This window comes from Rhizobium sp. SYY.PMSO (assembly GCF_046840415.1).
Classification (GTDB): domain Bacteria; phylum Pseudomonadota; class Alphaproteobacteria; order Rhizobiales; family Rhizobiaceae; genus Rhizobium.
Window position 1 is genome coordinate 1,002,232 of sequence record NZ_CP177351.1, and the last position, 19,814, is coordinate 1,022,045.

A 19,814-nucleotide genomic window follows, 5' to 3' on the forward strand; every position below is an offset into this window, starting at 1 on the left:
CTACGCGATCCGATCAACACGTCAACACCGCAGGACATGCTCTCCCCCCAAATACCCGGCGCCGTCGTCGGCTCGCACGCGCCCTGGTCTTCGAACATGAATTACCCTGCTGAAATCGTGTGCCGGATACAGTCGATGAGCTGGAGAGCTGCGGGCGTGAGGCGGCTGCCGCGGCGATAGATAGCGCACATCTGGAGCACCGGCAGCCGGTCCTCGGTTTGGAAGCGTCGAATCTCGTATTGTCTGAATATCTTGTCTGCAAGTGGCTCTGCGAAGATGCCGATACAATTCATCTGCGCCACCATCATGAGCCCGGCCGTGATGGAATCACCCTGCATTATTCGCTGCGGTACGGGCAGGCCGAGGCTTGCAAACAGGCTTTTTGTCGCCGGCCATACTCCATCCGCATCGCCCGGCAAAGCCCATTCGGCTTCCATCAGCTGGTGAACATGGCGGCAGCGCCTCAACGGATGGCGGTTCGCCATGGCAATCACCAGCGGGACGGGGAAAAGCGGGATGCTGTCGAACTCGGCATCGAGCACGGCGGGATCGAGATGGGTGATGGCAAGGTCTATCTGTGCCTCGCGAAGATGAGCCAGCATGCTGGGCAAGCCGGTTTCGCTCAGGTGGAGAGCAACGCCCGGGCGACGGGAGCGCAGCTCCCTGAATGTAGGGACCAGCAAAGTCTGCGCAAATGTCGTGCTGACCGCGACACGAACCTGGCCCCTGAGGCCGTCGCGCAGTTCAGCAAGCTCATTGCGCGCGCGCCGCATGTCGTCGAGAAGCAAACGGGCCCTTGGTGCGAATGCGGCGCCATATTCGGTCAGCTCAACGCCCTTGACACTGCGTTCGATCAACGGAACGCCAAGCTCGCTTTCCAATTCGCGGATGATCTTAGTGATCGCGGGAGGCGTTACGCCGAGCACGCGCGCCGCCCCGCGAATACTGGAATGTGCGGAGACCGCCACGAAAGCATTGAGCTGGGTCGGCTTCATCGGATCCTCCTGCCGGGAGTGTAAACCAAATGGAAACGTTCGGTCAAAAATTTTGTCTTTTCGATTAGCAGGCAAATGGGCAGACTTCCGGACATCGGTTTCCCGGCCTTGCGAGGGAACGTTCAGGAGATGGCACATGAGCATGCGACCCCACTCCTTTGAGGAGAGCAACCGTCGTCGAACCATCCTCGCCACGACGATTGGCAATGCCCTCGAATATTACGATTTCACCGTTTACGGCTTTCTGACACTGGTCATCGGCAAGCTGTTCTTTTCCGCCTTCGACCCGGCCAGTCAGGTTCTCCTTACCATTGCCACCTTCGGTGTCGGCTTCGTCATGCGCCCCCTCGGAGGCATCGTCATAGGTGCCTATGCCGACCGCGCGGGCCGCAGGAAGGCCATGGTTCTGACCATATTTCTGATGGCGCTCGGATGCGCCATGATTGCCATTTCACCGACCTATGCACAGGTCGGGATCGCGGCACCGATTGTCATCGTCATTGCGCGCTCGCTGCAAGGTTTCTCCGCAGGCGGCGAATTCGGGGCCTCCACCGCGCTATTGGTGGAGCGGACTGCACCCGCGGAAAGAGGCTTCATGGCGAGCTGGCAGTTCGCAAGCCAGGGACTCGGCGTTCTGATCGCCGCGTTGATCGTCGCCGGACTGTCGTTCGCTCTGCCGGCTACCGCGATGGAAAGCTACGGCTGGCGCATCCCCTTCATACTGGGACTCGTGATTGCACCGATCGGCGCATATCTTCGCCAGCACGTCGAAGAGCCATCCATGGCCGCGGGTATCGTATCCGCAAGCGAGCGACAGCCGACGATACGAGGTGGCCTTGCAGACCTGTGGAGAGATCATCGCCGTGCCGTTATCGTCGCGATCGTCATCACCATGGGTGGGACGGGCGCCTCCTATGTCATCGGCTTTTACATGCCGACTTACGCATCTCGCGAGCTTGGCATGTCGTCGGTTGCAGCGCTCTTCGGTGCGTGCGTGACCGGTGGACTGACCTTCGTGCTTTCTCCCCTGATCGGCCGATGGTCCGATCGTATCGGAAGAAAGCCATTGATCGCCGGCGGGCGCATGGCACTCATCCTGCTGATCTATCCGGCTTTCGCATGGCTCAAGGCCTCGCCCACGCCGCTAACCCTCTTTACCATCGTCAGCCTGCTTACCGCCGTCCTGGCAGTCCAGGCCGTGCCAAGCATCGTCATCCTTCCCGAGCTGTTTCCAAAACGGGTGCGTGCCAGCGGCATGTCGCTGGTCTACAGCATCGGCGTGGCGGTTTTCGGAGGCTTTGCACCATTCGTCAGCGCCTGGCTCGTCCAGACGAGCGGCGATAAATTGGCGCCCACCTGGTATCTGATATCCGTGGCGCTCCTCTCGCTCTTCGCACTCCCTTATTTGAAGGATCGCACCGGGGACGATATCGACCTGAGCGGCGACGCCGTCAGCAGCTCGTCCTCCAAGGCAAAGGTAATCGCATGATATCCGCTATTGTTTCCCACCATTTTTCCGGAACCTATGTCGAGGCGCGTAACAAGTTCCTCACCGCCGCTTCGGATCGCGGCGCGACCATCGAAAGCTTCCCCCTGCCCGGTTATCGCGGTGCCCTGGATGAGGAATTGGCGATCGATGTCGCCTGTCTCGGTGCGCGGGACGCCAGCCGATTGCTGATCCTAAGTTCGGGAACACATGGCCCTGAAGGTTTCTGTGGTTCCGGTTGCCAGGTTGCCGCGCTTCACGACGATGATTTGCTCGGTCTTTTGGAGCGTTCGGGTATTCGGCTCGTGATGATCCACGGGATCAACCCCTACGGGTTTTCGCATATCCAGCGCAACAACCAGGACAATGTCGATCTCAACCGCAATCACATCGATTTTGCCAAGCCGCTTCCCGCTAATCCGGCATATGCAGTTGTCGATCCTCTGGCGCTGCCGGCAACGTGGCCACCGACCCAAGACGACGATCGGGCGATGGCTGCCTACCTGGAGCAATACGGTGTGTCAGCCTACCATGCGGCCCTCGCATCGGGTCAGTACCATCAGCCCGACGGCATGTTCTATGGTGGCCGGGAACCGACATGGAACAATCGCACAGTGCGGACGATTCTGCGCCGGTATTGTACCGGAGCCCAGCACATCGGCTGGATAGATGTTCACACCGGCCTGGGCCCAAACGGCCATGGTGAGAAAATATATGCCGGCCGTGTCAGTACAGCCGATCTCGCGATTGCACGCAGCTGGTGGGGCGCTGACGTCTTTGCGCCGTTCGAAGGGCAGTCCGAGTCGCCCGAAGTGTCCGGCCCCGTTGTGTCGACCGTCTACGATGAATGCCCGCAGGCGGCTGTCGGCCTTATCGCTCTGGAAATCGGGACCTTGCCGTTTCAGGAGATACTTTTTCACCTGAGGGCGTCCCAATGGCTCGTGCGGCATCCGGAACTTCCGGCGTCCGTGCAGAGGGATATCCGCAGACGGCTTCTTGACGCCTATTACTGCGACAACGACGCCTGGAAAGGCGCCGTATGGGCACAGGCCCGGACGGCTCTTGTGCAGGCGCTCAGCGGCCTCGCCAAGGCTTCGCTCGCATAAGCGGTCGGACAACGACTTGAAACCGGCCAGGTCAAGCCGACGACGGGTTGATCTGGCACCGCCATGCCGGGGCTTAGCGAAACAAAATCGGCCGATACCGGAAAACCGCTATGCACTTTTTCTGGAATCGCTCAGCCTAGTCAGCTGGCCGCGGTTCTCGACTTTCTGAGCGCCTCGTTGATCTCGCTGCGTGCGACACCGATAAGCTGCTCCATGGCATGTTTGGCAGCCTCCGGACGCCGCATCCTTATGGCATCGAGGACGTCCTGATGCTTCATGATGGCTTGTTCGTGCGATTGGCTGGCACGGTTGGTCAATCGAAAGCTGGCCAGAAGAGCCGCTCTGATCGCCGTTGCGAATTGGCGATACACCCAATTCCCGCTGGCATCGATGATTGCTGTGTGAAACTCGAGGTCAGCCCGGCTCCAGGCCTCGTTGTCGCGTGAATTGGCTTCGACCATATCCTCGAACGCCTTGGAGATCTGATAAAGCTGGCGCGCGGTCGCCTTCGCCGCGGCCTGCGCCGCCGCTGCGGGTTCAAGCAACTGGCGGGCGTCGATCAGCGACGCGTAGAAATCCTCGTCTGCGCAAAGCGTCAGCATCGCGTCGAGCACGAGCGGATCCAGATAGTTCCAGTTTTCCCGCGGAAGCACCGTTGTTCCTGCTCGGGTTCTCGATCGTACCATGCCGAGCGCGGATATATACTGCATCGCCTCGCGCAGACTTGTGCGGCTGACGTCGAACTGAGCCGTCAGCTCCGCTTCGTTCGGCAGTGTCGAACCTTCGGCCAGCTCACCGGAAACGATCCGGTGGATAAATCGCTGGAGAAGCCCCTCGCGAACACTCCGCTTGCCGTGTTCGGCAATCGGATCGCCGTCCAGCGTCAAAACGCGACCTGCCCTAGCTTTCGTCATCCCTTTTCCTTCTCCAAGATCACTGCCTTACAGCTTTTTTAGTCTGCGTGCCTCGCAGTCAAGGCTTTCGGGAGCAGGCAGGCGCCTGAGATAAATCATATTTATATCGTGATATCGCTTGCTTTCCATTGCTCACTATCACAATCGCCGGCTCTTTTCCATATTTATCAAAAAATAAATCCTATTTATATTGACATTAATATGATCAAGAATATGGTGATGCCGCAGTAGACGAGGTCGGCCCTTGAGCCCTTCACTGCTATTTCGATTATTCAATCAGGAGGGAGGAGCGCATGAAGCTCATGAAGGTTGCCGCCATGCTGGCAATGTCGACGGTTGTCGCATCGCATGCATCGAGCGGCTTTGCTCAGGACAAGGTTCTGAAGGTTGGCGCCATCTACATGGATGCCCAGGGGTTTTATGCCGGCGTTCGAAAGGGTATCGAGACAGGCGCCAAGGATGCGGGTGAGAAGCTCGATCTGATCGAAACCAACGCCCAAGGCGATGTCAGCAAGGAATCGTCCTTCATCGACTCGCTGATTTCCGCAGGCGTGAAGGCTATCATCGTCTCGCCGGTATCGGCAGATGGATCTTACCGCGCTATTCGCCGCGCGCATGACGCCGGCATCCCCGTGGTTTGCTACAACACCTGCCTGAATGATGCCGATATGAAATCCTACGTCTCCGCCTATGCGGTCGGAGACCCTTATGAGTTTGGGCATAAGCTCGGCGATGCCGCCGGGGATTATTTCCTGGCCGAAAAGAAAAGCGCTCCCAAGATTGCCATCCTGAACTGCGAATTCGTTGAGGTCTGCGTGACGCGACGCAAGGGTTTCGAGGATGCCCTGAAGGCAAAGGTTCCCGGCGCGACGATCGTTGCCAATCAGGAGGGCGCCATTCTCGACAAGGCCGTGTCGGTTGCCAGCACCCTCCTCTCTTCCAATCCGGATATCGATGCCTTCTTCGGTGAAGCCGGTGGGGCGACACTGGGCGCGGCGCGCGCGGTCAAGAGCCAAGGCAAGACCGGCAAGGTCGTGGTATTCGGCGGCGACATGACCACGGAAATCGCTCAGGAGCTGGCGGATTTCAGCATCATCAAGGCGGTCGTGGATATTTCCGGTCAGGGCCTTGGCAAGCTGGCTTTGGCGCAGGCAGTCAAGTCGATCAACGGTCAGGCGCCGGCCGACATCAAGGTCCCCTACGATATCGATCTGTACAAATCCTCAGACGATGCCAAGGCCTGGCTGAAGGCGCATGCCGACGGACTGCCGTGACGTGACGTCGTCCTGACTTTCGCGAAAGAATGCCGCCGGATACCCGGCGGCAATGTTCAATGTGGAACGTGCCAATGATGTCTGCCAACCACCCCGCTCCCGCGGCATCCACCAGGATCGTCGCCTCCGTCAGGGATTGCACCCGTCAGTATCCGGGCGTCCTTGCGCTCGACAACGCGACCTTCGAAGTCGCGGCGGGTGAGGTAAGAGCGCTTCTCGGCAAGAACGGCGCCGGCAAGTCTACGATGATCCGCCTTTTGACCGGAGCCGAAATTCCGGACAGTGGAACCGTCGCCATCGATGGGGTCGAGCTCAGGCAAACAGGATCGGGACGTGCCCAGGAAGCCTTCGAAAAGGGTGTCCGCGTCGTCTATCAGGAACTGAGCCTGGTGCCGGGAATGACCCTTGCCGAGAACCTGTTTCTGGGCCGGTGGCCGCGTCAGGGCGGCGTAATCCAGTATGACAGGATGGAAGCGGCAGCCGCGGAGGCCATGGGCCGGCTTGGGCTTAACCTTCCCGCCAGCAGGCTGGTCATGAGCCTGAGCCCGGCCGAGCGGCAGCTTCTCGAGATCGCGCGTGTCCTGATCGGCAAACCCAAGCTCGTCATTCTCGACGAGCCGACGAGCTCCCTTGCAGCGGCCGAGGCCGAGAAAGTCATGAATGCGGTGACGCGCATCGCATCTGAAGGCATTGCCGTTATCTATGTCAGTCACCGCATGAACGAGATCCGGCAGATCGCGCATTCGGCCACTGTCATGCGTGACGGCCGCATCATCGATACGGTGGACGTCAAGGGCGCGGAAACGCGCGAGATTGTTCGTCTGATGCTTGGTTCCGAGGCTTCGCAGGCCGCTTTGCTTGAGACCGGCCTCCGCGAAAAGACGGTGCTGGAAGTAAAGGATCTGGCCGTTCCGCCCAAGCTTCGATCGATATCCTTCAAGCTGCGCGAAGGAGAGGTGCTCGGGATCGCCGGCTTGCTGGGATCGGGCCGAACGGAACTGCTTCAAGCCATCATGGGCATTCGTTCCTTTCCGCATGGAGAAATCCATGTCGACGGGGCGAAGGTGAAGACCCCGCGATACAGGGAGATGGTCAGCCGAGGTTTCGGCTACACACCTGAGAGCCGCAAGGAAGAGGGCATCGTTCCGCTTCTCGGGGTCGACGAAAATGCCCTGGCGACGAATTTCGCCTCCGTCAGTCGCAACGGCGTGCTGTCTGCCCGGCTCATGTCGGAGGCGGCGCGGCGTGTGATCGATCGATTGCATGTGAAGACGGCGCGCACGGATACGCCGATCGGAACGCTTTCCGGCGGCAACCAGCAAAAGATCGTCATCGGCCGCTGGGTGCATGCCGGCAGTCGCGTTCTCTTGCTCGACGAGCCGACGCGCGGCGTCGACGTCGAGGCGAAGGCGCAGATCTATGCGATTATCCGGCAGCTGGCGGCCGAGGGCCGCAGCATCATTTTCGTTTCAAGCGAAATAGAGGAGTTGCCCCTCGTATGCGACCGGGTCCTTGTCTTGAGGGACGGCACGCTGCAGGAGGAATTCCATTCCCCCAATATCGATCAGGACGCTGTAATGGCCGCCTGTATTACCGGACATTGACGGAGGTTCCGATGGCAATCGACCAAGCTGCAAAGCCCGCAGCGGCCAAGGTGGATAAGGGCGGCATCAGCTTCTTCCAGCACATGAACGAGCTGAGCCTGTTCGTGGCGATCGTCGTGCTTTACATCGTGTTCACCTCGACGGCGAGCGGCTTCATGTCGTTCAACAACCAGATCAACATCCTGCGCGACGCGGCAACGATCGGGATAGCTGCCTGGGCGGCGACCCTGATCATCATTGCCGGCGAAATCGACGTCAGTGTCGGCCCGATGGTCGCCTTCATTTCCGTGGTGCTTGCCGATCTCCTGCACTGGGGTATTCCAACTCCCCTGGCTTTCGCGCTGGCCGTGGTGGTCGGAGCGTTGCTCGGCTCGATTCCGGGGATTTTGAGGGCCTATTTCGACGTGCCGTCTTTTGTCGGTACGCTCGGACTCTGGAGTGCCCTTCGCGGCATTGCCCTCTTCGTGACCGATGCGCTTCCGGTATCGATCGGCCGCAACGATCTGCTTGATGCGCTCGATCAGTCGATTTTCGGCATTCCACCGGCCGCGATCATCATGCTCGTCCTGTTTGCGGTATTTGCCTTCGTCAGCAGAAAGACAGCTTTTGGCCGGTCCGTCTTTGCGATCGGCGGCAATGCGCAGGCGGCGTTCCTGAGCGGCATCGACGTATCGCGGATTCGCGTTGCGCTCTTTGCGATCGCCGGCGCGATGGCGGCGATTTCAGGCATCCTTCTGGTGTCGCGGCTGGGATCCGGAAATGCAACCGCGGCAAATGGCCTCGAGTTCGACGTGATTGCGGCCGTGGTCGTCGGTGGGACGTCGCTGTCAGGCGGTCGCGGCTCTATGCTTGGCACCCTGCTTGGCGTGCTGGTCATTACTCTTATCGGCAACGGTCTGGTGCTGCTCGGCATCAATCCGTTCTTCCAACAGGTCGTGCGAGGTCTGATCATCGTCGTTGCGGTCCTGGCCAACATCCAGGCCATCAAGCGCAGCGCGTCGCGCAACAAGGGTTGACCGGTCGATGTCGGTGATTGAACTCAAGAATGGCGCTTTGACGCTCCGCGTATCGACGGCTGGCGGTCTGATCCTGGGCTACTGGTGGAACAAAGGCGCCGAGACGGTGCCGCTGCTTCGACCCGCGCCGAACGACGAGGCCGATGCGCTCTCGTCCGGCTGCTATCCGCTGGTCCCGTTCGGCAATCGGGTAAAGAACAACAGGTTCACCTTCGACGGACGTTCATACGGCTTCAGTGCAAACACGCAGTGGGATCCGCATTATCTTCATGGCGAAGGGTGGAATTCCGAATGGTCCGTGGAAAGGCAAAGCGGCAACGAACTCGAACTCGGCCTCGTGCATCGCGGCGGCCATACGCCTTACGAGTATCGGACCTATCAGCGGTTTCTGCTTCGTGAGAACGAACTTGAGATGGAGCTTGGCGTCGAGAACCTGGGAGAACATTCGCTGCCTTTCGGCCTCGGCTGGCATCCCTACTTTCCGATGACGCCGCAAACCACCCTTACCGCTCCGGCACGCAGGTTCTGGACCGAGGTCGACGGCTGGCTTCCCGGCAAGGCCGAGACTATTCCCGACGACCTGAATTTCAGCGAACCGTCGCCCCTTCCCCACCGCTGGGTGAACAACGGCTTTGAAGGCTGGGACGGAGAAGCCTTGATCTGCTGGCCCGAGCGCGGGACGGCGCTTCGGCTGGTCGCGGACCCGGTGTTCAGGCATGCCTTCATATTCGTGTCGGACACCGATTTCGATCCGGGTTTCAAACGCGATTACTTCTGCTTCGAACCGATGTCGCATCTGGCAAACGGTCATAACCTACCGGATCTTGGCGATCTCAAGGTCCTGAAGCCGGGGGACCGGCTCTCGGGCCGTATCCGTCTTCATCCGCAGGCAATCTGACTTCTACTACCACGGAGACTTTCTATGTCCGATAGCGGTCGGTTCGACTTTATCATCGTTGGAGGCGGCAGCTCGGCATGCGTCGTCGCGGCACGCCTCGTCACCGAAGGCAAGGCACGCGTGTTGCTGATCGAGCGCGGCCCGGCAAAGGCAAGTCCGATCATGCATTTTCCAGCGGGCTACATGAAGTTCCTGGCAAAAGACACCTATCTCGCGATGCATAAGACCAAGCCCCAGCCTCAGCTCGACGGTCGCGGGCCGATCGTTCCCCAGGGCAAGGTGCTCGGTGGTGGAAGCACGGTCAATGCCATGGTCTACATGCGCGGACAGGCGGCGGATTTTGATCGATGGAACGAATTGATCTCGCCGCCCGGCGCCAATGACGGCGCCTGGTCTTATCGGGATATGCTTCCCTATTTCAAGGCGCAGGAAGACAATGATCATCTGGCCGGCGAGTTTCACGGTGTCGGCGGGCCGCTGAAAGTGTCCCATCTCGGACATACCAGTCCTATGACACGCACCTATGTAAAGACGCTGCAGGGCATGGGCATCCCCTATAATCCCGATTTCAATGGCGCGCGCCAATTCGGCGTCGGCTTCATGCAGCATACCATCGATTGGCGGACGCACAGGCGCTCCAGCGCCGTGGACGCGTTTCTGGCGCCTGTCATGAACGATCCGCTGTTGACGATAGAAACCGACGCCACCGTGACCGGCTTGAAGATGGACGGCGATCGGGTGACCGGCGTCGACTACCTGAAGAATGGTCGATCGCGCTCCGCATCGGCGGGAATCGACGTCATTCTCGCTGCCGGCGCCTATCAGACGCCGAAGCTTATGATGGTATCGGGCATCGGACCCGAGGAGGAGCTGGGCAAGCACGGCATCAGAACCAAGGTCGCGCTGCCGGGGGTCGGCAAAAATCTGCAGGACCACTACGAATGCCCGGTCGTTGCGACAACCAGAGGATCGTTCGGCTATTATGGGCAGGATCGCGGTTGGCCGATGATCAAGGCGGGATTGCAATATCTCTTGTTCAAGTCAGGGCCGGTTTCGACGACGGGCGTGGAGACCTGCGCCTTCTATGATCCAGACGGCAACAACGACCAGCCGACCATCCAGATGTTCTGCGTCCCGACGGTCTATCTCGATCGCGACGTCATGGGGACGGAGCCCGGCGACGGTGTCACGATCAACTCGCTTCTTCTCCGGCCGAAGGCCAGAGGCTCCGTCACCCTGGCATCTGCCGATCCGCTCGCCGCCCCGATCGTGGATACCCAGATTTTTGGCCACCCCGACGATCTGCGGCTGACAATGGCCGGATTTCGCTTCGCGCGCACGGTATTGGCCGCGACGCCAATGCGAGATCTTATCGAGAAGGAAATCTTTCCCGGTGCGGACATCGTCAGCGACGAGGCGATTGCCGCCCATTGCAGGCGGACGGTCAAGACCGGCTACCATCCGGTCGGGACCTGCAAGATGGGGCGGGACAATGATCCGGAAGCAGTTCTCGACCTTGACCTGAAGGTCAGAGGCACGCGCGGACTGCGCGTCGTCGATGCGTCTCTGATGCCGACGATCGTAAGCGGAAACACCAACGCCGCCGTCCTTGCTGCCGCGGGAAAAGCCGCCGACCTTATTCTTGCATGATACTGGATGCATTCCCATGAAGATCACCAAACTGACGACCTACATCGTTCCTCCGCGCTGGATGTTCCTGAAGATCGAAACCGACGAAGGCATCACCGGCTGGGGCGAGCCCGTGGTCGAGGGCCGGGCGCTGACCGTGCAGGCGGCGGTGCATGAGCTGGAGGACTACCTGATCGGCAAGGACCCGTTCCTGATCGAGGATCACTGGACGGTCATGTACCGCGCCGGCTTCTATCGCGGCGGCGCCATCCACATGTCGGCGCTTGCCGGCATCGACCAGGCGCTGTGGGACATCAAGGGCAAGGCGCTCGGCCAGCCGATCCATTCGCTGCTCGGCGGCCAGGTGCGCGACCGGATCAAGGTCTATTCCTGGATCGGCGGCGACCGCCCCTCCGACGTCGCCGACAACGCCAGGGAGGTTGTCGAGCGTGGCTTCAAGGCGATCAAGATGAACGGGGCCGAAGAGCTTCAGATCGTTGATACGCATGAAAAGATCGAGGCCATCATCGCGAATGTCGCGGCCGTGCGGGAAGCCGTCGGACCTCATGTGGGAATTGGCGCCGATTTCCACGGTCGCGTCCACCGGCCGATGGCCAAGGTGCTCGCCAAGGAGCTGGAGCCCTACAAGCTGATGTTCATCGAGGAGCCCGTCCTCTCCGAAAACCGCGAGGCATTGAAGGAAATCGCCAACCATTGCTCGACGCCGATCGCGCTTGGCGAACGCCTCTATTCGCGCTGGGACTTCAAGTCCGTGCTGGCGGACGGCTATGTCGACATTCTCCAGCCCGATCTTTCTCATGCCGGCGGCATCACCGAATGCCGCAAGATCGCCGCCATGGCCGAAGCCTATGACGTGGCGCTCGCCCCGCATTGTCCGCTCGGCCCCATCGCGCTTGCCGCCTGCCTGCAGGTCGACGCCGTCAGCTACAATGCCTTCATCCAGGAACAGAGCCTCGGCATCCATTACAACAAGGGCAACGATATTCTGGACTACATCTCCAACAAGGAGGTGTTCCGCTATGCCGACGGCTTCGTATCGATCCCGCAGGGTCCCGGCCTCGGCATCGAGGTCGACGAAGCCTATGTCATCGAGCGCGCAAGGGAAGGCCACCGCTGGCGCAATCCCGTCTGGCGTCACGAGGACGGCAGCGTTGCCGAGTGGTAGGAGATTGTCATGGTGAACCGTCTTTCCAACAAGCGCATCCTCGTAACGGGCGCGGCGCAGGGCATAGGCCTCGCGATAGCGAAGGCTTGCGTCGCCGAAGGCGCCAGCCTCTTTCTCGTCGATATCGACGGCGAGAGGCTGGCCCACGAAGCCGAGACGCTGAAGGCTGGAGGTGCCAATATCGGCCATCAGATCGTCGATATCGTTGACGCGGCGCAGGTCGCCTCCGCCGTTCGCCGGGCCGGTGACGAACTCGGCCCTTTGAATGCGCTGATCAACAATGCCGGTGTGAATGTCTTCGCCGAGCCGCTGGCAACTTCCGACGCTGAATGGCAGCGCTGTTTCGACATCAACCTCAAGGGTGCGTGGAACTGCTGCAAGGCGGTTCTTCCCGGCCTTATCGAGCAAGGCGGCGGTGCCATTCTCAACATCGCCTCGACACACGCATTCACCATCATTCCGCACACCTTCCCCTACCCGCTTGCCAAGCATGCGCTGCTTGGCATGACGAAATCGCTGGGCTTGGAATATGCGGCCAGAGGCGTCAGAGTGAATGCTTTGGCTCCCGGCTATGTGGCAACGCAAAAAGTAATCGACTACTGGAATAGCTTTCCGGATCCGGAAGCGGCAAGGGCAGAGACGATGAAGCTGCATCCCGGTGGCCGTATCGCCTCGCCTGAAGAGATCGCGCTTGCCGCAGTCTTCATGATTTCCGACGAATGCCCCTTCATGAACGCGACCTGCCTCACCATCGATGGCGGATTGAGCGTGCAACAGCACCCCTGAAAAGCACCCGAGGCCGATCCCGCCGGCCGTATCGAGGTGTGGACTCAGCGGCTGCACGATGGGCCTGGGGGGGCGCCGGGCAAGGCCTGCCCGCGTAGAAGGTGATCCGCGCATCCGCCTTGGCCTATCGCTCTCTTCCGGACACAATGCCCCTCTTGGCTGATCGATGAGAGCGACCTCTAAGTAGAACTTTTCCAGTTCCGGGTCCGCTCGCTATCGCAGGAGCACCGCCGTCGGAGACTGCGGCGCGGCTTCATTTGCAGGAAATCAGTCGCCGGCGACATGATCACATGGCAACTGGCCGGCCGGCCGGGCTGTCGGCTACCGGATCGTGAATGAGATTCGGAGCCGAGGCCGCCGCGCCCGATCCCTTCGCCTGGGCTTCGGCGCGATGGCGGATGACGTTCAACACCGTGCCGTGAAAATCGTTCAGGAAGATGCGTCCCCACCAATCGCAATAGCTGTTGATCGGCGTCGCGATGACGTATCGGGTAGTCAAGGTCAGCCGTGTCCCGCCATTGGGCAAAGGGTCCAGGCGATAGTCGCCACCGGCCAGCTTCAGATAGGAGCTGTCGACCTTGATATGCCCTTCAACCGCCTCGGGGATGGAATGCGGCCCGAACCGGAAATTCCACGAAAGATATCGGTCGGGCTGCCAATCAGTCACGATTTCCTCGAACGTCACCCCTCGTGTCCAGCGCAGATGACGGATGGCCCCGATACCTTGCCCCTCCAGCCGCGCATCGACCGGCTTGGGAACGCCGACGACATTGTGGCTGAAAGTCCATTGCAGCTCGCGGGAAGAGACATCGGGAATTTCGACGGTGTTTTTCCAGACGATTTCCGGCGGCGCATCGATATCGATGACGGTCTGAACCTGGCCTTCATGCTCGGGGGCCGGAACAAGCGGCTCCGCAGGGAGGCCGACAAGCGGAAGAATGACGAGGCATGACGCAATCGATCGCGATCGCAGCTTGCGGAGCAACAGCCTGGAAATCAGGGACCCCAACGCCGAGCCGACATAAAAGAACGGTGCGGCCATCACGACGCAGATGCCAGCCTCCCTCATGAGCACCATTGACAGCACGATAAAGAGCGTGATGCAGATCCAGCCGATCTTGATGTGGCGCCACAGGCTTCCTTCTCCGCGCGGATCGGCCAAAATCGTCGCGGTGCCGGTGATCGCCATGGGAAAGAGAACGAGGCCCGACAGGAAGGGGAGGCTCTCCCCCGAAGGCATCCAGATCAGGAAGTAGAGGATCGTTCCATAAAAGAGCGCCGCGGGAACGGCGAACATCAAGCGCTCGGTAATAGATGGCCGGTCGCCTGGCTGCGCGGGTTCAGACGACATCGGCGTGCCTCATGCATCGTTTGCGGCAACGGCAAGCAATCTTCCTCCGCCTCGCGCCGTCTTCAAGATCGACGCTATTCCCTGTCAACATTCACAATATTCCGCATTATGTCCTTCAATTGCCCGACAAGCCGCTGATCGAACTGGCTTGCGGTCGACAGAACGATAGACCGATGAATATCGGGTTCCGTTATCGCATATGCCAGCAGCATATTGCTGTTGCATTCCTTTCTCACGCCGTTCCAGGACATGATCGAAGCCGCGATGCCCTCTTCGACTGCCCTCTTTACGGTATCCTGCCCGTCGATTTCCATAAGGATGTTCGGATTTATTCGCCTGGCCCTGAATGCCTTGTCTATCACCACCCTTATCGGATTGCTCTTTGCCGGCAAGATCAGGTCTATGCCGGAAAGCGCCTCAAGCGGCATGGCATTGCCGATGGCTTGGGGAAGAGGCTTTCCCGAGATGAGGTAGAGTTTCTCGGTAAACAATACGCAGGAAGCATCTTCTTTTCCCGTACCGACATGGATCGCTATATCGAGTTCGGATTGAGCAAGCATCCGGCTGCAGTCGGCCGTTCGAGCCTCGAATACATGCAGCTCGCTTTGAGGAAAAGCCCGGGACCAGGCGGCTATGATCTCGGGGGCGTAGGTCGCGGCCAGAGACGGGATCATTCCCAATCTGACACGCGCTTGAACTGATCTGTGGCTTCTTGCCGAAATTGCCTGCTCGACATGGTCGACGGCCTGTAAAAGGCTTCTTGCGTGCTCCAGGAGAAACAAACCGTCGGGGGTCGGAGAAATCCCGCGCGGCAGCCGATCGAAAAGCTTGAGGCCCGTCAGGCGTTCAAGTTCGCTCATGTGGTAGCTGAGCGCCGGCTGGGCGGCATTGACGCGCTTGGAGGCGGCGGAAATCGATCCGCAGTCCATGACGGCGACGAAATATCTCAGTCGATGAAGATCCAGCATCAAGAATCCCGTTGAAGCATACCGCGCGAAAATGTGCGGCGGTTTCGCAATGACGGCATGCGTCAAGACGAAGACCCGAAGCGCGGCGCGCAGCCGAGCTATACAACTTTTTTATAGTTTGCTTCAAGAATCCGTATTTGTTTTCCCTCGCGCGCCGTTTGAACATGCGGGGCAAGGCGACAACTGGAGGGTTTCGCCGAGTGCTACAGGCAGAGGGAGGAACTAAACCATGAGCGATGGGCGGTCATCCGCACGCCTGCGATCCATCCAGCTTGGAATCGTGTCGCAGCTCGCCGTCATTGGCATGATAAATTATATGGACCGGGCGACGATCTCCATCGCGAATCCGCTCATTCGGGAGGATCTGGGTATTTCATTGCCACAGATGGGTTTCCTGCTGTCGGCTTTCCCACTCACATATGCGCTGGCCCAGCTTCCCCTGGGACTGATCATCGATCGGCTGGGGCCACGCCGTCTGCTCGGAGCCGGAGTCACGCTTTGGTCCCTGGCACAATGCGTGTCCGGCCTGGCGACCGGAATGTCCCAGCTCTGGATATTGCGCTTTCTCCTCGGCATCGGCGAGGGGCCGAGCATGCCGGCGGGCACGAAAGTCATAAAGCGATGGTTCGGCATTCGCCAGCGCGGAACGGCCATGGGAATTTTCACGGGCGCCAACCATTTCGGCCAGGCTATCGCCGCGCCTGTCCTGACCGCCCTGATGGTGCTGGCCGGCTGGCGATGGATGTTCATCCTCATGGGCGGCGTCGGCTTCATCAGCGCGCTTGTCTGGTTTCTGACGTACCGCGAGCCGGACGATGTATCCCTTTTACCGGAAGAGCGCGCCATCCTGACGGAAGGCGATCCGGTGTCCGGCGGCGAGAGCATGACCTTCAGCCTATGGCGCAAGCTGTTTGGCTTCCGCACGAGCTGGGGTCTGTTCCTCGGTGTTTTCGGCACATCCTATATGTCGGGCATCTATGCGACATGGCTGCCCGCCTATCTTGAGATGACCTATCATATGAGCATCGGCAAGACCGGGCTTCTCGTCGCCATACCCTTTGCATGCGCCACGGTCGGCAGTCTCTTTGCCGGCTGGATCGCCGATGTCATCGCCCGTTTCAATGTCTCCGCGATGGATAGCGGCCGGCTGGTATTCATTGCCGGACTGCTCGGGCTGGCGGGCTTTACCGTGCTGACGGCCCAATCGAGCGATGTCGTGATGGCCACCGTCTGGATCAGTTGCGCGATGTTCTTCAGCCAGCTTTCCGGGACATGCTCATGGCTTGTCGCGGCCAACGCCGTGCCTGAGAACTGCCTGGCATCGTTCGGCGGAATCCAGAACTGCTTCGGCTATATCGGCGGCGCAATCGCCCCGGCCGTCACCGGCCTTGCGGTGGAAGCCACGGGGTCCTTCTCGATGCCGCTGATCATCGGCGCATCGATCTCGGTGGTATCGGCCGCGATCTATTGGTTCGTTCCAACCGGCCCGATCGTCGCCGCGCAATTGAACCCCGAGGATGCGGGCCTTGCACAGCCGTTCCCCGCATCCGGCAAGACCGGTTGAGCCGCAGCCCACCGATTTTTATCCCGATCCACAAAGAAGCCGAAAGGTAAATGTCCATGCCGCATGTCCGCCGCAGTTTCGAGCGTCCCTCGAAATCCGATGTCGAAGCTCTGAGCAGCTTCAGTCCCGCCACGATTCACGAAGCGCAAGGCAAGCTGGGAGCGCTCGATTGCAGAATCAAGCCGATCAAGCCCGGACTGAGGGTTTGCGGCCCGGCGATCACCGCCGGATGCCATATCGGCGACAATCTGATGATCTTCGAAGCGATCAACCTTGCCAAGCCCGGGGATGTTCTCGTCGTCGATGGCGGCGACAATCCGAACCAGGGCGGCTTCGGCGACGTTCTCGCCGCCGCCTGCATCGGCCGCGGCATCGCCGGCCTGGTCATCAACGCCGGCGTACGCGACGGCCGTGGGTTGCGCGAGATCGGTTTTCCGGTCTTCTCGCTCGGCCTGTGCATGAAAGGAACCTCGAAGGACACCCTCGGCACCGTCAACCATCCCGTCGTGGTGGGCGGAGAGCTCATTACGCCCGGAGACATAATTTCCGCCGATGACGATGGCGTCGTCGTCGTCCGCGAGAAAGACATCGCAAAGCTGATTGCCGCCTGCGAAGAGCGAGACCGGCACGAAAACCACATGATGGCACTTCACCGCCAGGGGAAAATGGACATCGAAGACCGCTACGCGATGATGCGGGCGAAGGGCTGCGTCTGGGAAGACTGACCAACGGGAACTAGCATTACCGAAGAACAGGATCGCCGCGACAGGGCGGCGGTTCTTGTTTCGGCAGAGCCGCCACCGCTTTCGGTCCGGAAAACCGGATGTGGGAGGAGTTCCTGCCAAAGCTGCCGGCGGCGATATCGGCGATCCATCAGCCGCATGGAACCATGACGAAGAAAAGCGGCGACCGGCGAAATCGGATGGTCGCATGCAGCTGGGCTTGTGCGGTCGTCAGCCCTGAATGGTAAGGCGTGTCGAAGCCGTCTCCCTCGTATGAAACCGGTTTCGATAGTCTGTGGGTGTCAACCCCGTTGCCTGACGAAAGACTTGCCGGAAATTGACGTCGGACCGCAATCCCACCCGGGCGGCTATCGCCTTGACGGAAAGCGTCGTCTCTTCCAGCAGATCCCGCGCGGCGGACAGCCGTTCATGCTGCAGCCATTCTCCCGGAGCCATGCCGGTCATCTTGTGGAAGTGCCTGTGCAAGCTGCGAGGGCTGACATGCGCCACGGCCGCCATCCGGTCCACCGTCCAATCGTCTGACAAGCGCTCCCGGATTCGATCCATCACCCCTCCGACGTGCGTACCCGCGGGCAAGGGAATGGCGCGTTCCACGAATTGAGCCTGTCCGCCATCGCGATGCGCGGAGATGACCAGCCGGCGCGCCACGCTGTTGGCAACCTTCGCGCCGAAATCCAGCCGCACGACATGCAAGCACAGATCAAGCCCCGCTGCGCTTCCCGCCGAAGTCAGGATATCCCCCGCGTCGATATAGAGCGCCTGCGGATCGACGCCGACGCCCGGATAACGATCCGCCAACTTTTGCAGATGGTGCCAATGGGTGGTTGCGCGCCGCCCTTCGAGAAGCCCGGCCTGAGCCAACACGAAAGCCCCGCCACAAATGGCAACAATCCTTTTTCCTGCGCCGTTGGCGGCGCGCAGCGCCTGCACAAGCGGCGTCGGCGCCCGTGCATCGGGGCCGCGCCAACCCGGCAGGATGATCGTATCCGCCTCCATGAGTGCAGGCAGGCTTCGGCTTGCCTCGACAAATAAGCCGCCTGCTGCTCGCAGCACACCGGATTCTGCGGCTACCGTCACGCAGCGATACCAGTTCGGCCCCATCTCCGGTCGCGTTAACCCGAAGACCTCAAAGGCGCACCCGAATTCGAAGGTGCAAAGCCCGTCATAAACAAGGATCGCGACAAGAGGGCCAGATGTTTTTGTCATGATCCTTTCGATAGTGGCATTTCCTGCCACTAGCAAGATGCCGCCGCCGCGGTAAGCTCCCGCCAGAACGCGTTGCAAGGAAATGAACATGAAGCTGATTGGAATGTACGACTCTCCCTATGTTCGCCGGGTGGCCATCTCCCTCAACGTCCTCGGCCTGCCGTTCGAGCATGAATCCTTGTCGGTCTTCTCGACCTACGATGTTTTCGCCGCGATCAATCCGGTGGTGAAAGCACCAACTCTGGTGACGGACGACAGGATTGTCTTATTGGATTCGACGTTGATCCTCGAATATGCGGAACGGCTTGCTCCCGCCGAGCGGCGACTTGTGCCCGAGGAGGCGCACCTTTTCACGCGCGCCCAGAGGATTGTCGGCCTGGCTCTGGCAGCGTGTGAAAAGACCGTTCAGATCGTCTATGAAAACAATCTCCGCCCGGAAGAAAAACGGCATCAGCCTTGGCTTGCCCGCGTGCAGGGACAGCTCGGCGCGGCCTACCGCCTGCTGGAGGAAGAAGCGCAGGCCGCCGGTCCCTGGCTTTGCGGTGAATCGGCCCTTCAGGCCGACATTACCACAGCCGTCGCCTTTCGCTTCACTCGGGAAATGCTACCCGAAAGCCTGGACCCCGAAGCTCATCCAAATCTTGCGGCCCTGTCATCGCGTTCAGAGCAAACGGCCGCGTTCCTCGCATGCCCTTTCAAATGAAGCCGTAAAGACAGCTCCTGCCGTGCAGCGCCACTTTCCCTGGCATCGAGAAAACCTCGATACCGTCTATGACGCCGGCAATGTTCTCGAACCGCCGAGGGATGGCGGCATGGCTCGCGGGAATACCGTCGATCCCGGCATCCTCTCGATTTTCACGATTGCGGCTTCGCCCGAATTGACCATGTGAATCCGGATGGCGCGACAAGCCGCCAGCTTGATCGCGGCCGCCCCGACAGCCGCAAGGACGTTTTCGCATCCCTGCCTTTCACTCACCGGAATCCCGTCAACCAAAGACCTCTGCCTGAGCCTCGTGCACGGCCGCAACGCCGCTCCCGCAGCGCCAGAAGGCGCGCTATCCGGAGGTTGTTCGCGATGGCCACATAGG

The 19,814-nt window shown here is 60.2% G+C and carries 18 protein-coding genes; 13 read left to right on the forward strand and 5 right to left on the reverse strand.

Annotation, left to right across the window (positions count from 1 at the left end; translation table 11 throughout):
- Nucleotides 1–101: 101 nt before the first annotated feature.
- Nucleotides 102–1,139, reverse strand: a complete 1,038-nt coding sequence (locus ACJJVH_RS31295) for a LysR family transcriptional regulator (RefSeq protein WP_412066398.1) — start codon at nucleotides 1,137–1,139, stop codon at nucleotides 102–104.
- Here ACJJVH_RS31295 and ACJJVH_RS31300 point away from each other — a divergent pair.
- Both ACJJVH_RS31300 and ACJJVH_RS31305 read left to right on the forward strand, forming a co-directional pair.
- Nucleotides 1,132–2,484 (forward strand): MFS transporter, encoded by a 1,353-nt coding sequence (locus tag ACJJVH_RS31300; RefSeq protein WP_412066399.1) that lies wholly within the window; start codon nucleotides 1,132–1,134, stop codon nucleotides 2,482–2,484. The two genes, ACJJVH_RS31295 and ACJJVH_RS31300, sit on opposite strands and share 8 nt — an antisense overlap.
- Nucleotides 2,481–3,587, forward strand: coding sequence for a M14 family metallopeptidase (locus ACJJVH_RS31305; protein ID WP_412066400.1), 1,107 nt, complete (start codon nucleotides 2,481–2,483; stop codon nucleotides 3,585–3,587). Before ACJJVH_RS31300 ends, ACJJVH_RS31305 begins: the two co-directional genes overlap by 4 nt.
- Nucleotides 3,588–3,727: 140 nt before the next feature.
- Here the strand turns inward: ACJJVH_RS31305 and ACJJVH_RS31310 are convergent, their stop codons facing one another.
- The gene (locus ACJJVH_RS31310; protein ID WP_112804086.1) at nucleotides 3,728–4,501 is read right to left on the reverse strand and encodes a FadR/GntR family transcriptional regulator; all 774 of its coding nucleotides are present in this window, start codon (nucleotides 4,499–4,501) and stop codon (nucleotides 3,728–3,730) included.
- Nucleotides 4,502–4,794: 293 nt separating this feature from the next.
- Here ACJJVH_RS31310 and ACJJVH_RS31315 point away from each other — a divergent pair, with 293 nt between their 5' ends.
- The 7 genes from ACJJVH_RS31315 (at nucleotide 4,795) to ACJJVH_RS31345 (ending at nucleotide 12,894) form a co-directional block, all read left to right on the forward strand.
- Complete coding sequence (locus tag ACJJVH_RS31315) at nucleotides 4,795–5,775, forward strand: substrate-binding domain-containing protein (RefSeq protein ID WP_112804087.1); 981 nt, start codon at nucleotides 4,795–4,797, stop codon at nucleotides 5,773–5,775.
- Nucleotides 5,776–5,849: 74 nt separating this feature from the next.
- Nucleotides 5,850–7,379 carry a sugar ABC transporter ATP-binding protein gene (locus tag ACJJVH_RS31320; protein WP_412066401.1) on the forward strand — a complete coding sequence of 510 codons (1,530 nt, stop codon included), beginning with the start codon at nucleotides 5,850–5,852 and terminating at the stop codon, nucleotides 7,377–7,379.
- Between the two features lie 11 nt (nucleotides 7,380–7,390).
- Entirely contained in the window at nucleotides 7,391–8,395 is a 1,005-nt protein-coding gene (locus ACJJVH_RS31325) for an ABC transporter permease (RefSeq protein WP_113386108.1), read from the forward strand.
- Between the two features lie 7 nt (nucleotides 8,396–8,402).
- A complete protein-coding gene (locus ACJJVH_RS31330) occupies nucleotides 8,403–9,293 on the forward strand; it encodes an aldose 1-epimerase (RefSeq protein WP_412066402.1) in 891 nt (296 codons plus the stop codon).
- 24 nt (nucleotides 9,294–9,317) lie between these two features.
- Nucleotides 9,318–10,943 (forward strand): GMC family oxidoreductase, encoded by a 1,626-nt coding sequence (locus tag ACJJVH_RS31335; RefSeq protein ID WP_412066403.1) that lies wholly within the window; start codon nucleotides 9,318–9,320, stop codon nucleotides 10,941–10,943.
- 16 nt (nucleotides 10,944–10,959) lie between these two features.
- A complete protein-coding gene (gene dgoD, locus ACJJVH_RS31340) occupies nucleotides 10,960–12,108 on the forward strand; it encodes a galactonate dehydratase (protein WP_412066404.1) in 1,149 nt (382 codons plus the stop codon).
- A gap of 9 nt (nucleotides 12,109–12,117) precedes the next feature.
- Nucleotides 12,118–12,894 (forward strand): SDR family oxidoreductase, encoded by a 777-nt coding sequence (locus ACJJVH_RS31345; RefSeq protein WP_113386112.1) that lies wholly within the window; start codon nucleotides 12,118–12,120, stop codon nucleotides 12,892–12,894.
- 286 nt (nucleotides 12,895–13,180) lie between these two features.
- On the opposite strand, the gene ACJJVH_RS31350 is transcribed toward ACJJVH_RS31345, so the two are convergent.
- Both ACJJVH_RS31350 and ACJJVH_RS31355 read right to left on the reverse strand, forming a co-directional pair.
- A complete protein-coding gene (locus ACJJVH_RS31350; RefSeq protein ID WP_412066405.1) occupies nucleotides 13,181–14,245 on the reverse strand; it encodes an SRPBCC family protein in 1,065 nt (354 codons plus the stop codon).
- A gap of 74 nt (nucleotides 14,246–14,319) precedes the next feature.
- Nucleotides 14,320–15,213, reverse strand: a complete 894-nt coding sequence (locus tag ACJJVH_RS31355) for a LysR family transcriptional regulator (protein ID WP_113406279.1) — start codon at nucleotides 15,211–15,213, stop codon at nucleotides 14,320–14,322.
- A 229-nt stretch (nucleotides 15,214–15,442) separates the two neighbouring features.
- On the opposite strand from ACJJVH_RS31355, the gene ACJJVH_RS31360 reads away from it, so the two are divergent.
- Nucleotides 15,443–16,777: an MFS transporter gene (locus tag ACJJVH_RS31360; RefSeq protein ID WP_412066406.1), complete on the forward strand. Its 1,335-nt coding sequence runs from the start codon at nucleotides 15,443–15,445 to the stop codon at nucleotides 16,775–16,777.
- A 56-nt stretch (nucleotides 16,778–16,833) separates the two neighbouring features.
- Nucleotides 16,834–17,502: a 4-carboxy-4-hydroxy-2-oxoadipate aldolase/oxaloacetate decarboxylase gene (locus tag ACJJVH_RS31365; protein ID WP_112804297.1), complete on the forward strand. Its 669-nt coding sequence runs from the start codon at nucleotides 16,834–16,836 to the stop codon at nucleotides 17,500–17,502.
- Nucleotides 17,503–17,730: 228 nt separating this feature from the next.
- On the opposite strand, the gene ftrA is transcribed toward ACJJVH_RS31365, so the two are convergent.
- Nucleotides 17,731–18,726 carry a transcriptional regulator FtrA gene (ftrA, locus tag ACJJVH_RS31370; protein WP_412066958.1) on the reverse strand — a complete coding sequence of 332 codons (996 nt, stop codon included), beginning with the start codon at nucleotides 18,724–18,726 and terminating at the stop codon, nucleotides 17,731–17,733.
- A gap of 88 nt (nucleotides 18,727–18,814) precedes the next feature.
- On the opposite strand from ftrA, the gene ACJJVH_RS31375 reads away from it, so the two are divergent.
- Both ACJJVH_RS31375 and ACJJVH_RS31380 read left to right on the forward strand, forming a co-directional pair.
- Nucleotides 18,815–19,429, forward strand: coding sequence for a glutathione S-transferase (locus ACJJVH_RS31375; RefSeq protein ID WP_412066407.1), 615 nt, complete (start codon nucleotides 18,815–18,817; stop codon nucleotides 19,427–19,429).
- A gap of 22 nt (nucleotides 19,430–19,451) precedes the next feature.
- Nucleotides 19,452–19,616 (forward strand): hypothetical protein, encoded by a 165-nt coding sequence (locus ACJJVH_RS31380; RefSeq protein WP_412066408.1) that lies wholly within the window; start codon nucleotides 19,452–19,454, stop codon nucleotides 19,614–19,616.
- Nucleotides 19,617–19,814: the final 198 nt, after the last annotated feature.